The following is a 12,910-nucleotide window of genomic DNA, read 5'->3' as shown; positions in this document are numbered from 1 at the left end:
GTCAGGCGCTCCACAATCCGGTTGCCGCGGTCTCCCGCGCATATTGGCTGAAATCCCTTGCCGGGCGGCCGAGTATCTCTGTCACACCACCCATCACTTCAGAATTGCGCCCATCGAGCACCTGTCCGAAGAGTTCTTCCAGAAGTGCCACGATCGGCTCGGGCATTCCTGCAGCGGCAAGCCCGTCCTTGAAATCCGCCATCGATACCTGCCCATATTCTATCGGACGGTCCGCGGCTGCGGCAATCTCGGCAACGGCTTCGCGGAAGGTCAGGGCGCGAGGGCCGGTCAGTTCATAGATCTTGTTGCGATGCCTGATATCGGTGAGTGCTGCCACTGCCGCATCGGCAATGTCATCGGCATCGATGAAGGGTTCCCTGATATCGCCAGCCGGCAGCTCCAGCCTGCCGGCAATGAGGGGCCCCACGAAAGCGCCCTCGCTGAAATTCTGGCAGAACCAGGAGGCGCGCAGAATCGTGTAGTCGATCCCCGCTGCCTTGAGCGCTTCCTCGCTCCGCTGCGCCCCTTCTTCGCCGCGGCCGGAAAGCAGCACGATATGCTGCAACCCGCACTCCCTTGCGAGCTTTGAAAGCACTTCGATGGCCTCTGCCGCCCAGGAGACGGAAAGGTCCGGCTGGAAGGCGACATAGGCGCTCGTTGCACCCGTGAGCGCACTGCGCCAGGTCGCGCGATCCTCCCAGTCGAAGGCCGGTATCGTGGAGCGGGACGCCTTGCGCATGTTAAGTCCCAACTTTTCCAGCCTGTCGGCAATGCGACCCCCGGTTTTTCCCGATCCGCCGATCAGAACGATTTCGGTATTCTGCATATCGAAACTCCTCCTCGGTTTAAAACAAGAGAAACTCTCTCATTTGCAAAATGAGATAAACTCTCTTATTTTCTTTGTCAACAGTCGAAGGAAGCGGAAGATGGTAGAAGAAGTGATCGCACGGCGTAGGCGCCAGCAGGAGTCGACCGGTCAGCCACGCCGCATCCCGAGCCAGCAGCGCGGCCGCGAGCGCTTCGAAAAAATCCTGACGGTTGCCTCCGACCTCATCGAAAAGAATGGCAGTGATGCCCTGAAGATGAGCGAGATTGTTGAAAAGGCTGAGCTTTCCTTTGGCGCCCTCTATCAGTATTTCCCGGACAAAACCTCGATCATCCGCACGCTCGCCGAGCGCTTCAACGAGCAGGGCCGGCAATGTGTAGCCGACGAATTGGCCAAGGTGACGGATGCCGACAATCTGCGAACGGCTCTCTGCGTCATCGCCGATGAATATTATGCCTTCTTTCGCCGCGAGCCTGTCATGCACGATATCTGGCACGCGACCCACACGGACAAGCTGCTTCAGGAAGTCGATGCCGAAGACATGGAATTTCACGCGCAGGCCCTGCTTTCAGTGCTAAAACAGATATGGCCGGAGCGGACCGAGACGGAGCTTCTGGCCATCGCCCGGCTGACGATGCAACTTCTCGCGGCTGCCGTCCGCTATGCTGTTTCACTGGATGAGGAAGAGGGCGTGCAGGCGATCGCGCTCTTCAAGAAGATGCAGATTGCGGATATCGACCGTCTGCTCGGCTGACGGGCTGCCTTCCATCTGGAAACCGGCCGCTCTTGCTGCTATTGCCGCTGGAACGTCAGCCGAAGGAGTAAGCCGCATGATCCAGACCACATTCCCTGATCGCGCCGTTATGGCAGAGCTGCTGGCCAAGATGCTCTGGGAGATCAAGGCGGTGCATTTCAACGCCGAGACGCCCTATAAGTATGCCTCGGGCATCATGAGCCCCGTCTATATCGATTGCCGCAAGCTCCTGTCCTTCCCGCGCATCCGCTCGACGGTGATGGATTTTGCCGCCAGCAGCCTGCTGCGCGATGCCGGTTTCGAGCAGTTCGATTGCATCGCCGGCGGTGAGACCGCGGGCATTCCCTTTGCCGCACTGCTTGCCGATCGTCTCGGCCTGCCGATGATCTATGTCCGCAAAAAGCCGAAGGGCCATGGCCGCAATGCGCAGATCGAAGGCGAGATGAAGGACGGCGCCCGCGTTCTCGTCATCGAGGATCTGACGACGGCCGGCGGCAGCATGTTCACCTTCATCGATGCCATTAGAGCCGCCGGCGGTGTCGTCGATCACGGCATCGCGCTCTTCTTCTACGGCATCTTCCCGGAGGCACATCAGCGCTTTGAGAATGGCAAGGTCCAGCTCCATTATATCGCCACCTGGCGCGAGGTTCTGGCAATCGCCAGGCAGCAGAAGCTCTTCGACGACAGGACGCTGCAGGAAGTCGAGGCCTTCCTCGATGCGCCGCTCGCCTGGTCGGCAAGGAATGGTGGCGTAAGTGAGCTTTCGCTCTAGCCTTTTGACAAAAGCTCGCTTAATCGATTGAGAAACGCGCAAGTCCTGTTGGGAGGAATTCGATGATTTTGTGCTGCGGCGAAGCCCTGATCGACATGCTGCCGAGGGATACAACTCTCGGCGAAAAGGGCTTTGCGCCCTATGCCGGCGGCGCGATCTTCAATACCGCGATTGCGCTTGGCCGCCTGGGTATCCCGACGGCCTTCTTCACCGGCATTGCCGATGACATGATGGGCGAAATCCTGCTTGATACGCTGAAGGCGAGCAATGTCGATTACAGCCCTTGCGCCATCACGCCGCGCCCCTCGACGATCGCCTTCGTCAAGCTCGTCAATGGTCAGGCGACCTATGCCTTCTACGATGAAGGCACGGCCGGCCGGATGATCACCACAGATGATCTGCCGACCCTTGGCGATGATTGCGAAGCCTTGCATTTCGGTGCGATCAGCCTGATCCCGAGCCCCTGCGGCGAAACCTACGAGGCCCTGCTCGACCGCGAGGCCGCCACGCGCGTCATCTCGCTCGACCCGAACATCCGCCCCGGTTTCATCAAGGACAAGGCCGCGCATATGGCCCGCATCAAGCGCATGGCCGCCAAGTCCGATATCGTGAAATTCTCCGACGAGGACCTCGAATGGTTCGGCCTGGAAGGTGACCACGATGCGCTCGCCGCCCATTGGCTGAACCATGGCGCCAGGCTCGTCGTCATCACCAAGGGTGCGGAAGGCGCCACCGGTTACACGAAAGATCGGAAAGTCACGGTCCCGAGCGAGCGCGTCACTGTGGTCGATACGGTCGGCGCCGGTGACACCTTCGATGCTGGCGTTCTCGCCTCGCTGAAGATGGATAACCTGTTGACCAAGGCGCAGGTCGCCAATCTTGATGAGCAGGCCCTGCGAAACGCCCTGGCGCTTGGCGCCAAGGCTGCCGCGGTCACCGTCTCCCGCGCAGGTGCTAATCCGCCCTGGGCGAAAGAGATCGGGCTTTGAGGCCGGAGCTGCAGTCTCTCGATTCCTCTTCTCCCCGAGCCGGAGAAGAGGATGTGCCTCAACGTCTCAACACCCTTTTCTTGCGCCCAGCCCAACGCAGGATCTGTCCGGTGCTTAAGGCAGTTCTTTCGCGCGGGCGCGCGCCTGGCTTTCCTTCTTAATCGGCCGACCGACCGGGCAGACCTCCTGCACGAAGCCGTTGAGCGTGTTGACGAGATTGTTCTCGATCAGAGAATAGTGGACGAACTGGCCCTGCTTCTCTCGCCGGATCAACGCCGCGGTCTCAAGAATGGAAAGATGCTGTGAAACGGCTGGCTTGGACATGCTGAAGCGGTCGGCAATCTCGCCGGCGGTCAGGCCCGATGCCGAGAGATAGGCAAGAATCTTCCGGCGTGGCGCGCTGGAGAGCGCGTGGAATACCCGCTGGGCGGCGCTGACGGAACCGTCTTCTACAGCATCATCGAAAGTCTCTTCGTCCAAGTCCGGTCTCCGTGCTGCAGCTCCGTTGCATCGATCCATTAATGAATTAAGCAATTAACGTATTGCTTAATTATCTCGGTTGATACAAAGTAATTAGGTAATTCCTTAATTAATGAACTGGCGGACGATGTTCAAGTGCTGGATGCGCCCGAGAGGAAGGAGTTTGCCATGAACAGTATTTCCACCGGACGCATGATCGATGACAACAGCGATCCACTGAAGGGCAGAGTGGTCTGGATGCCTGCAAAGTCGATCTGGATTACCGCCATGACCTTGATTGCCATCGTGGGTGGGCCATTGACCTTCACCTGGAGCACACTCGCCGTCTTCACCCTCCTGACCGCCATCACGATCTGCCTCGGTCATTCGGTCGGCATGCACCGGCTGCTGATTCACCGCTCATTCAGCACGCATATCTGGATCGAGCACTTTCTCGTCTATCTCGGTACGCTGGTCGGCATGTCCGGCCCTTTCGGCATGATCTATGCGCACGATATTCGCGATTGGGCGCAACGCCAGCGAGACTGCCATGATCTCTTTGCCCATCGGCGGTCCTTCTTCGTCGATGCCTTCTGGCAGATGCATTGCGCAGTGGTGCTCAACCATCCGCCGCGTTTCGTCCTCGGGGAGCGGGAGCAGCGCGATCGCTTCTACCGGTTCCTTGAGGCGACATGGATGGCGCAGCAGCTTCCCCTGGCGCTCGTGCTCTTCATGCTCGGCGGATTGCCGTGGGTGGTCTGGGGTATTGCCCTGCGGATATCGGTGTCGCTGACCGGACACTGGCTGGTCGGCCATTTCGCCCATCGCGACGGCCATCAGGGCTGGAGTGTCGATGATGTCGCGGTGCAGGGCTATAACCTGCCGCATTTCGGGCTGGTGACCTTCGGCGAGAGTTTCCACGGCAACCACCACGCCTTTCCGGATTCCGCCCGGCTCGGCATCGAACCGGGCCAGTTGGATCTCGGCTGGTATTTCATCCGGCTGCTGGCAAGGCTCGGCCTGGCTTCTGCAATCAAGCTCCCACACACGATTGTGCCAAGGCGAGGGTTGAAGCGCGTCAACGCATCCGGAACCTCTGCTGACGACGCCAATCGGACCCGGGCGCACGAAAGCCGTCTCTGAGCCTCATTCGATCCGATCGAGAAAGGCACGGACCTCCCGATTGAAGAGGTCCGGCTGCTGCAGCGGCGCAAAATGGCTGACGCCGGGCAGCAGCACGAATTCCGCATCCGGGATCGTCCTTGCCAGATAATCGGCATGGTCAGGCTTGATGAATTCGTCGTGTTCGCCGAGCACGATGGAAATCGGAACCTTGATGCCTGCCAGTTGTTCGGCCGTATAATTCGGCTCCGTCGACATCATCTTCGACACGTCGGCGACAAAGGCCTCGAACTGGTCCGGCGTTTCCGACAGCGCCTGATAGTCCTTCCTGTGGCGGCTGAAGCAGCGCTCGATGACGGGCGTTGCCTTGAATTCCTTGGTACCGCTGGGGTCCATGTTGCAGGCGAAGAAGAATACGCCGCAGACGCGGTCCGGCTGCTGATCAGCGAGGATCAGCGCCGTGCAGGCGCCGTCGCTCCAGCCGACGAGGGCTGCTTCCTGAAGTCCGATGTGATCCATGACGGCTAGCACGTCCGAAGCCATCAGCTGATAGGTATAGGGCCGATCGTCACGCGTGCTGCGGCCATGCCCACGACTGTCGATCACCACGACCCGATGGCCGGCTTCGATGCATGCCGGAACCTGATAACCCCAATTGCCGCTATTGCCGAGGCCGCCATGCAGCAGGATGACAGCCGGGCCTGCGCCGTAGCTCGCGTACCAGATGCGCGCGCCTTCGTGGTCGACGAGGCCTTGCTCATGCGAGGGCGGCAGTGGCGGTGCGCCGTTTGCCTCGAAGTTCACCAGTTCGTCATCATCAGCGGTCATGGGCTCCTCCTCTGTCGGTCCTTCTATAGACGACGACATGCCCTGCAATTCGACAGGGTCAAATAAAAAAGCCCACCCGCGTGACGGATGGGCTTCGATAGCAGCGCAATTGCCGAATTACTTGGCGAGCTTTGCCAGCGCGGCGACCAACCCTTGAGTCGAGGAGTCGTGACCTGCAGCGCTTTCCTTGCCTTCGACGACGGGCAGCAGGCCGGTCGCTAGCTCCTTGCCGAGCTCCACACCCCACTGGTCGAAGGAGTTGATGCGGAAGAGCACGCCTTCAACGAAAACGCGATGCTCATAGAGTGCGATCAGGCGGCCGAGTGCATAGGGCGTCAGCTTGTCGTAGACGAAGGTGATCGACGGGCGATTGCCGTTAAAGACGCGGTGCGGGGCGATGAAATCGGCCTGCTTGTCTTCCATGCCCTTGTCGGTCAGCTGCTTCTTGGCTTCCGCGAAGGTGCGGCCCTTCATCAGCGCTTCCGACTGGGCGAGAACGTTCGACATCAGAAGCTGATGCTGATGGCGCAGCTCCGGCTCGAAGCCGTTGGCAGCGATCATGAATTCGGCCGGGATGATGCTCGTGCCCTGATGGATGAGCTGGTAGAAGGCGTGCTGGCCGTTGGTGCCAGGCTCGCCCCAGACAACCGGGCCGGAATTGCCTTCGACAGGCGTGCCGTCGATGGTCACACCCTTGCCGTTCGATTCCATGTCGAGCTGCTGCAGATAGGCCGGGAAGCGAGACAGGCGCTGGTCATAAGGGAGCACGGCGCGTGTCGGGTAACCCAGTACATTGCGATGGTAGAAGCCGATGAGGCCGAGCAGGACAGGCAGGTTCTCGGTAATCGGTGCCTTACGGAAATGGTTGTCGACGGCATGCGCGCCATCGAGGAACTTGCCGAAATTCTCCGGACCGATCGCGATCATCAGCGGCAGGCCGATCGCCGACCAGATCGAGTAGCGGCCGCCGACCCAGTCCCAGAAGCCGAAGACACGCTCGCTCTCGATACCGAATGCGGAGACCTTGTCGAGGGCGGTGGAGACGGCGGCGAAATGGTGCTGAACGGCCGCTTCGCCAAGCGCGCTGGCGATGAACTTGCGCGCCGTCTGCGCATTGGTCATCGTCTCGACCGTTGTGAAGGTCTTGGAAGCGACGATGAACAGCGTCGTTTCCGGCTCCACAAGTTTCAGGATGTCGGCGATATGGGCGCCGTCGATATTGGAGACGAAATGGGCGCGCGGGCCGTCATGGAAGGGGGCGAGCGCCAGTGTCGCCATGACCGGACCGAGATCCGAGCCGCCGATGCCGATATTGATGACGTCGGTGATCTTCTTGCCGGTCGCGCCCTTCAGCGCGCCCGAGCGGACACCATCGGCAAACTTGCCCATGGCAGCGAGCACGGCGTTGACGTCAGGCATGACATCCTTGCCGTCGACCAGGACAGGGGTGTTGGAGCGGTTGCGGAGCGCGGTATGCAGCACGGCGCGGTTTTCGGTGAAGTTGATCGCCTTGCCGGAGAACATCTCCTCACGCTTCTTCTCGACGCCGCCTTCTTCGGCGAGCTTCACCAGAAGCTTCAGGATCTCGTCGTTCACGGCCGTCTTGGAAAAATCCATCAGCAGGTCGTCAAGCGATACGGAAAAGCGCGAGAAGCGCTTCGGATCATTAGCGAATGCGGCGCGCAGATCAGTGGCCTTGGTGGCAGCCGCGGTGCTCTTCAGTTGTTCGACGATGGCATTCATGGGAGACTCCTTTGGAGGCGGAGAGGGTTGCGGAAACTATTCTCTTTCCCGCAGTCAAATCAAGTTCAGCCATCTGACGAAATATGAAAAAAGCCACCCGCGACAAGCGGATGGCCCTCAATTTCATGAGACCGTCAAATTCAGCCGCGCAGGTCCTTGCGCAGGATCTTGCCGACGGGGCTCTTCGGCAGCTCGGTGCGGAATTCGATGAAGCGCGGCCGCTTGTAGTTGGTGAGATTGGCCGCGCAATGGGCCTTCACATCGGCTTCGGTGAGAGCAGGATCCTTGCGCACGATGAAGAGCTTGACCGCCTCGCCGGAATGCCCGTCAGGCACGCCGACCGCAGCCGCTTCCAGAATGCCGGCATGCATGGCGGCCACTTCCTCGATCTCGTTCGGATAGACGTTGAAGCCGGAGACGAGGATCATGTCCTTCTTGCGGTCGACGATCTTGGTATAGCCGCGCTCGTCCATGAAGCCCATGTCGCCGGTCCGGAAATAACCATCCGGCGTCATCACCCGCGCCGTCTCCTCCGGCTTGTTCCAATATCCGGCCATGACCTGCGGGCCGCGAATGCAGATCTCGCCGATCTCGCCAAGCGGCAGCGAATTGCCTTCCTCGTCGCGGATATCGAGTTCCGTCGAGGGGATGGGAAGGCCGATCGAGCCGGTGAATTCGGGTGAATCGAAGCGGTTTGCGGTCGCAACAGGCGAGGTCTCGGAGAGGCCGTAACCCTCGGTGACATGCGAGCCCGTCACCTTCAGCCAGCGTTCGGCCACCGGCCGCTGCACGGCCATGCCGCCGCCGAGCGACATGACGAGGGAGGAGAAATCGAGCTTGGCGAAGTCGGCGTTGTTGAGCAGCGCGTTGAAGAGCGTGTTGAGGCCGGGGAAGATATGAATGTTCGACTTCTGGAATCCCTTCACCAGCCCCGGAATGTCGCGCGGATTGGCAATCAGCACATTATGGGCGCCGAGCGACATGCCCATCAGCGAATTCACCGTCAGTGCGAAGATGTGATAGAGCGGCAGCGCGCAGAGGAAGTTCAGTACGTCAGGCTGCTTCTTCTTGTCGAAGGCGGATTTCAGCCAGAGCTGCAGCTGCATCTTGTTGGCAAGCAGGTTCTGATGCGTCAGCATCGCACCCTTGGCAATACCTGTCGTTCCACCCGTATATTGCAGGAAGGCAATGTCGCTGCCGGTGAGCGCGACGGGCGCAAGCGTCCTGTTCGCCCCCGCCGATAGCACCTGCCTGAAACTTTTGTGTTGCGGAATGGACCAGGACGGAACGAGCTTTTTTACCCGGCGGACGACGAAATTGACGATATGCCCCTTTGGGCCGAGCATTTCGCCGAGAGAGCTGACGACGACATGGCGAAGATCCGTCTTGTTGATGACCTGTTCGACAGTGCGCGCGAAGTTTTCCAGAACGAAGATCGCCTTGGCGCCGGAATCGTTAAGCTGGTGCTCAAGCTCGCGCGGCGTATAGAGCGGGTTGACGTTCACGACGACGAGCCCGGCGCGCAGGATGCCATAGACCGCGACGGGGTTTTGCAGAACGTTCGGCATCATCACGGCCACGCGGTCGCCCTTCTGCAGGCCGACGCTCTGCAGCCAGGCGGCCACTTTGCGGGTCTGTGCCTCGAGCGTGCGATAGGTCATCGTTCTGCCCATGCTCGAAAAGGCCCTGCGATCGGCAAAGCGGGCACAGCTCTTTTCCAGGAGGTCGGGAAGCGAGGCGAATTCCAACGGGGGAATCTCAGCCGGAACGATATCAGGATAGGTGGCAAGCCATGGTTTTTCCGGTTTCGCACCACCTGGGTGGACGGAAATACTGCTCATTGTGTCTCTCTCCCATTCGGCCGCCGAAACCGGATGACACCGGTCGATCGGAAGATCCTCCATCCTCCGTCAAGGCAGCTTATGCCATTGCTTGAGCGGTTCAAGCGGATTGAGGCTACAATAACCTTGACGTAAACGTCAATATCGCGGTGGTCGCATATGAACAGCATGTGACGGGGAACTTTGAAGCATAGGGCACGTTTTCTCGATGTGGAAGAACCACGAGGAACGACAAAGGAGGTGCACAATGCTGAATCAGGATTCTGACGTCACTCGCCGCGACCCGAATGTGAAGGATACGCCGACGCTGATCGCCAGCGATCGCGTTGAAGGCACCCGTGTCTTTGGCGCCGATGGCAAACACATCGGTTCCATCGAACGTCTCATCCTCGGAAAGCAGGACGGTCGCGTCGCTTACGCCGTTCTGAGCTTTGGCGGCTTCCTTGGCATCGGCAATGACCACTATCCGCTGCCGTGGGAAAAGCTGACCTACGATACCCAGCTGGACGGCTATCGCATCGATCTCACCAAGGAGCAGATCGAAGGCGCGCCGAGCTACGCGGATGACGATGACACCTGGTACAACGATAATGGCCGCCGCGTGTATGATTATTATGGCGTGCCGCCCTACTGGATGTAACGTCGTCCGTGAGGACGAGCCGGTAGAGGCCCCGCGAGAGCGGGGCCTTTCAGTTTTTATTGACGAGATCATTGGCAGTGCGAAGCACTGTGCCAACCACGATATCTTCGGCCGACAGGGACTTGTCGGCCGTCACACGGAAGACATGGCTTTCACCCGGCAGCAACGTCACCAGCATGGAATCCACGACCGCCGCAGGATCGAGCCGATCCGCCATCAGGCAAAGATCCTTCAGGAAGCTCTTTGCACTCACCGTGACATCCCAGCCATCGTCCGATCTTGCCAGCGATATGTTGACGTCTGGCACCGGAAGCTTCAGCTCGATATCCTCGACGAAATAGTGGAAGGCGCGCTTGTCCAGCATCTGCACGACGATGACTTCTTCATCCGCCGCGCCTGAAGTCGCGATATCCTGCGGCAACGGAAATTCCTTCGCTTCGAACCGGTCGCAGAGCAGCCGCCAGAATTCAAATTCCGCCAGCACCGTACCATCAAGCCGCATGCGCTTGCCGCTGATCTTCGAGCGCCAGAACAGTGTCTGCTCATTAACCGCGACCGCCGAAAGGCTCTCGCCACGCGGCTGGATCGTCAGCAGGCGAGGGTGGAACGCCTGTTGCATCGCATACCAGAGCGGCTTGCGCCGCCCGGCGGAATCGAGCGCTGCCCAGGAGGTGACCGGCCAGCAATCATTGAACTGCCAGACGACCGCGCCCTTGCAGATGTCGCGATGCGAGCGCATGTGCTCGACTGCGAAGCGGATGGCGCGCGCCTGATTGAGTTGGGTCGCAAAATGCCAGTCATCCATCGTCTGCGGCACGGGCAGGTGTCCGGCAAGGCCCTTGATGAGCTTGTCATTGCCCTGCGTCGCCTTCTGATGATGGAAGACGCCACGCGATTCCGGCGTCAGCGGTTCGTCATGCACGCTCTCCTGCAGCGTCGCCCATGCCGGCGGCGCCTGCCAGCCGAATTCGGAGCAGAAGCGCGGAATGTAGTTACGATAGACTTCGTAACCGACGTCGTTCCACACGTCCCATATATGCTTGCAGCCGTGCCGGTCGTCATTCGGCTCGATCTCCATGGAGCCCGAATAGGGGCTGCCGGGATAATAGGGCCGGTCGGGATCGAGTTCGGCACAGAGCTTTGGCAGGACATCGAGATAGTAGCCGAGCCCCCAACTGACACCGTCCTTGATGATCGGCCGCCAGCCCCACTCGTCAAAACCCCAGATATTCTCATTATTGCCGTTCCAGATGATGAGCGATGCATGCGGCATCAGCCGCACCACATTGTCCCGCACCTCGGCGACGATTTCGCTGCGAAGCGGCTCTTCCTCCGGATAGGAGGCGCAGGCAAAAAGAAAATCCTGCCAGACCAGCATGCCGGCCCGGTCGCAGGCCTCATAAAACTCGTCCCGCTCGAAGATACCGCCGCCCCACACACGCAGCAGATTGATATTGGCAGCCTTCGCCTCATCGATCCGCGCCGCATAGCGTTCCGCCGTCACGCGCGAAGGGAAGCAATCGTCCGGTATCCAGTTGGCGCCACAGGCAAAGATCGGCACGTCGTTGATGACGAAGGTAAAGGCGGAGCCATGTGCGTCCGGCGCGGTGTCGAGCCGCAGCGAACGGAATCCGATCTCTTTCGAATAGAGGTCGAGTAAATCGCCGCTGGCATCCTCCAGCCGGATTTCCAGCGGGTAGAGCGGCTGCGCGCCGAGATGATGTGGCCACCAGAGCTGCGGTGAGGGCACGCAAACCTCGAAGGACACTTCGTCCGTATCGGCGTCGATCGCAACGGTCTGCGTGACGCCACCGATTTCTGCAACAAGCGTCGTCGGCACTGCCTCGCCTTGCCTTGCCAGCCGCGCTTGCATCTTGACGAGCCCATCGCCACCGGCAAGGGCGGCGGAAACCCTGATATCGGCAAGCCGCGCCCGATCCCAGCTCTCCAGCCGCACAGGCTTCCAGAGTCCGGCCGTCACAAGCGTCGGCCCCCAGTCCCAGCCGAAATTGCAGGCCATCTTGCGCATCAGGTTGCCCGGTCCCGGATAGTTGTTCGGGCGATAGCCGTAATGCTTCTCCATCTCCGCGCCATAGGCATAGGCGGAATGGAAGGTGATGCTGAGCTCGTTTGTATCTTCCCGCAGCAGCGACGAAACGTCGAAGCGATAGGTGCGGTGCATGTTGAAGGTGCGGCCGATCTCCTCGCCGTTCAGGCGGATCGTCGCAATCGTATCAACGCCGTCGAAGACGAGTTCCTGCACTTGGCCCGCATCAGGCTCGGCTTCGAAGTCCAGCCGATAGACCCATCCCGTCTTGCCGATCCAGTCATTGGTGATCTCGTTGATGTCGAGATAGGGATCGGGGATCAGCCGGTTTGCGAGCAGGTCGAGATGCACGCAGCCTGGCACCGTTGCTGGAATCGAAGCGGGCAGACTGGTTCTTCCTGTATCGTTACAGGAAAGCGTCCAGCCGTTATGAAGGTCTCTCCTCCCAATCATTTCAGCCTCTTATGTTTTATTGAAAACGGCCGTAGCGCTGCAGCACTTCGATCTTGTAGCCGTCTGGGTCGGTGATGAAGAAGAAAAGACCGAACAGCTTGCCGTCGCGGTTGAGTTCCACGAGCTTGCCGGGGTTGAGCCCGAGATCCGTCAGCCGCTTGTGTTCGATTTGCACTTCCTGAACGGAAACAGCGAGATGGCCATAGGCATCGCCGAGATTATAGGGCGCCGTGCGACCCTTGTTGACCGTCAGCTCCAGCTCGAAGCCGGTCTCTTCATTGCTCATGTAGATCAGCGTGAAGGTCTCGAAATCGACACGGTCGGCAACCGCGAGCCCGAAGACCTTGCTGTAAAAATCGACCGAACGCGCCTCGTCCAGAACGCGGATCATGGAATGGATCATCTTGGCCAAGGCGGTCTCCTAATCGCTGATATC

Annotated in this window: 12 protein-coding genes; 5 read left to right on the top strand and 7 right to left on the bottom strand. The window is 59.8% G+C overall.

The features are described 5' to 3' along the window. Position 1: 1 nt before the first annotated feature. A complete protein-coding gene (locus tag ACR9ZQ_RS23510) occupies positions 2-826 on the bottom strand; it encodes an NmrA family NAD(P)-binding protein (RefSeq protein ID WP_481428896.1) in 825 nt (274 codons plus the stop codon). Positions 827-926: 100 nt separating this feature from the next. Here ACR9ZQ_RS23510 and ACR9ZQ_RS23505 point away from each other — a divergent pair, with 100 nt between their 5' ends. The 3 genes from ACR9ZQ_RS23505 (at position 927) to ACR9ZQ_RS23495 (ending at position 3,341) form a co-directional block, all read left to right on the top strand. Continuing rightward, positions 927-1,580 (top strand): TetR/AcrR family transcriptional regulator, encoded by a 654-nt coding sequence (locus ACR9ZQ_RS23505; protein WP_310379104.1) that lies wholly within the window; start codon positions 927-929, stop codon positions 1,578-1,580. 76 nt (positions 1,581-1,656) lie between these two features. Further along, positions 1,657-2,352, top strand: coding sequence for an orotate phosphoribosyltransferase (locus ACR9ZQ_RS23500; RefSeq protein ID WP_113322884.1), 696 nt, complete (start codon positions 1,657-1,659; stop codon positions 2,350-2,352). Between the two features lie 62 nt (positions 2,353-2,414). Continuing rightward, positions 2,415-3,341: a carbohydrate kinase family protein gene (locus ACR9ZQ_RS23495; RefSeq protein WP_310379101.1), complete on the top strand. Its 927-nt coding sequence runs from the start codon at positions 2,415-2,417 to the stop codon at positions 3,339-3,341. Positions 3,342-3,455: 114 nt separating this feature from the next. Here ACR9ZQ_RS23495 and ACR9ZQ_RS23490 read toward each other — a convergent pair whose 3' ends face one another. Beyond that, a complete protein-coding gene (locus ACR9ZQ_RS23490; RefSeq protein WP_310379099.1) occupies positions 3,456-3,821 on the bottom strand; it encodes a metalloregulator ArsR/SmtB family transcription factor in 366 nt (121 codons plus the stop codon). Between the two features lie 168 nt (positions 3,822-3,989). Here ACR9ZQ_RS23490 and ACR9ZQ_RS23485 point away from each other — a divergent pair, with 168 nt between their 5' ends. After that, positions 3,990-4,943 carry an acyl-CoA desaturase gene (locus ACR9ZQ_RS23485; RefSeq protein WP_310379097.1) on the top strand — a complete coding sequence of 318 codons (954 nt, stop codon included), beginning with the start codon at positions 3,990-3,992 and terminating at the stop codon, positions 4,941-4,943. 3 nt (positions 4,944-4,946) lie between these two features. Here the strand turns inward: ACR9ZQ_RS23485 and ACR9ZQ_RS23480 are convergent, their stop codons facing one another. From ACR9ZQ_RS23480 to ACR9ZQ_RS23470, 3 genes are all read right to left on the bottom strand, one after another. Then, a complete protein-coding gene (locus ACR9ZQ_RS23480) occupies positions 4,947-5,750 on the bottom strand; it encodes an alpha/beta fold hydrolase (RefSeq protein WP_310379095.1) in 804 nt (267 codons plus the stop codon). A 117-nt stretch (positions 5,751-5,867) separates the two neighbouring features. Further along, on the bottom strand, positions 5,868-7,493 hold the full coding sequence (pgi, locus tag ACR9ZQ_RS23475; protein WP_310379094.1) for a glucose-6-phosphate isomerase: 1,626 nt from the start codon (positions 7,491-7,493) through the stop codon (positions 5,868-5,870). A gap of 140 nt (positions 7,494-7,633) precedes the next feature. Then, complete coding sequence (locus tag ACR9ZQ_RS23470; protein ID WP_481428895.1) at positions 7,634-9,334, bottom strand: long-chain-fatty-acid--CoA ligase; 1,701 nt, start codon at positions 9,332-9,334, stop codon at positions 7,634-7,636. A 247-nt stretch (positions 9,335-9,581) separates the two neighbouring features. Between ACR9ZQ_RS23470 and ACR9ZQ_RS23465 the strand changes: the two genes are divergently transcribed. After that, positions 9,582-9,974 carry a PRC-barrel domain-containing protein gene (locus tag ACR9ZQ_RS23465; RefSeq protein ID WP_310379090.1) on the top strand — a complete coding sequence of 131 codons (393 nt, stop codon included), beginning with the start codon at positions 9,582-9,584 and terminating at the stop codon, positions 9,972-9,974. A gap of 49 nt (positions 9,975-10,023) precedes the next feature. Here ACR9ZQ_RS23465 and ACR9ZQ_RS23460 read toward each other — a convergent pair whose 3' ends face one another. Next, positions 10,024-12,474, bottom strand: coding sequence for a glycoside hydrolase family 2 protein (locus tag ACR9ZQ_RS23460; RefSeq protein WP_481428894.1), 2,451 nt, complete (start codon positions 12,472-12,474; stop codon positions 10,024-10,026). 16 nt (positions 12,475-12,490) lie between these two features. Then, on the bottom strand, positions 12,491-12,886 hold the full coding sequence (locus ACR9ZQ_RS23455) for a VOC family protein (RefSeq protein ID WP_029868610.1): 396 nt from the start codon (positions 12,884-12,886) through the stop codon (positions 12,491-12,493). Between the last annotated feature and the right edge of the window lie 24 nt (positions 12,887-12,910).

It is taken from the genome of Rhizobium sp. KNZ14-9A (assembly GCF_056755015.1).
This window is presented reverse-complemented; position numbering and strand designations above follow the sequence as displayed.

Coding starts and splice junctions, on each gene's coding strand:
- ACR9ZQ_RS23485 (WP_310379097.1), top strand. CDS start 3,990: ATGAACAGTATTTCCACCGGACGCATGATCGATGACAACAGCGATCCA.
- ACR9ZQ_RS23465 (WP_310379090.1), top strand. CDS start 9,582: ATGCTGAATCAGGATTCTGACGTCACTCGCCGCGACCCGAATGTGAAG.
- ACR9ZQ_RS23470 (WP_481428895.1), bottom strand. CDS start 9,334: ATGAGCAGTATTTCCGTCCACCCAGGTGGTGCGAAACCGGAAAAACCA.
- ACR9ZQ_RS23510 (WP_481428896.1), bottom strand. CDS start 826: ATGCAGAATACCGAAATCGTTCTGATCGGCGGATCGGGAAAAACCGGG.
- ACR9ZQ_RS23495 (WP_310379101.1), top strand. CDS start 2,415: ATGATTTTGTGCTGCGGCGAAGCCCTGATCGACATGCTGCCGAGGGAT.
- ACR9ZQ_RS23460 (WP_481428894.1), bottom strand. CDS start 12,474: ATGATTGGGAGGAGAGACCTTCATAACGGCTGGACGCTTTCCTGTAAC.
- pgi (WP_310379094.1), bottom strand. CDS start 7,493: ATGAATGCCATCGTCGAACAACTGAAGAGCACCGCGGCTGCCACCAAG.
- ACR9ZQ_RS23505 (WP_310379104.1), top strand. CDS start 927: ATGGTAGAAGAAGTGATCGCACGGCGTAGGCGCCAGCAGGAGTCGACC.
- ACR9ZQ_RS23500 (WP_113322884.1), top strand. CDS start 1,657: ATGATCCAGACCACATTCCCTGATCGCGCCGTTATGGCAGAGCTGCTG.
- ACR9ZQ_RS23480 (WP_310379095.1), bottom strand. CDS start 5,750: ATGACCGCTGATGATGACGAACTGGTGAACTTCGAGGCAAACGGCGCA.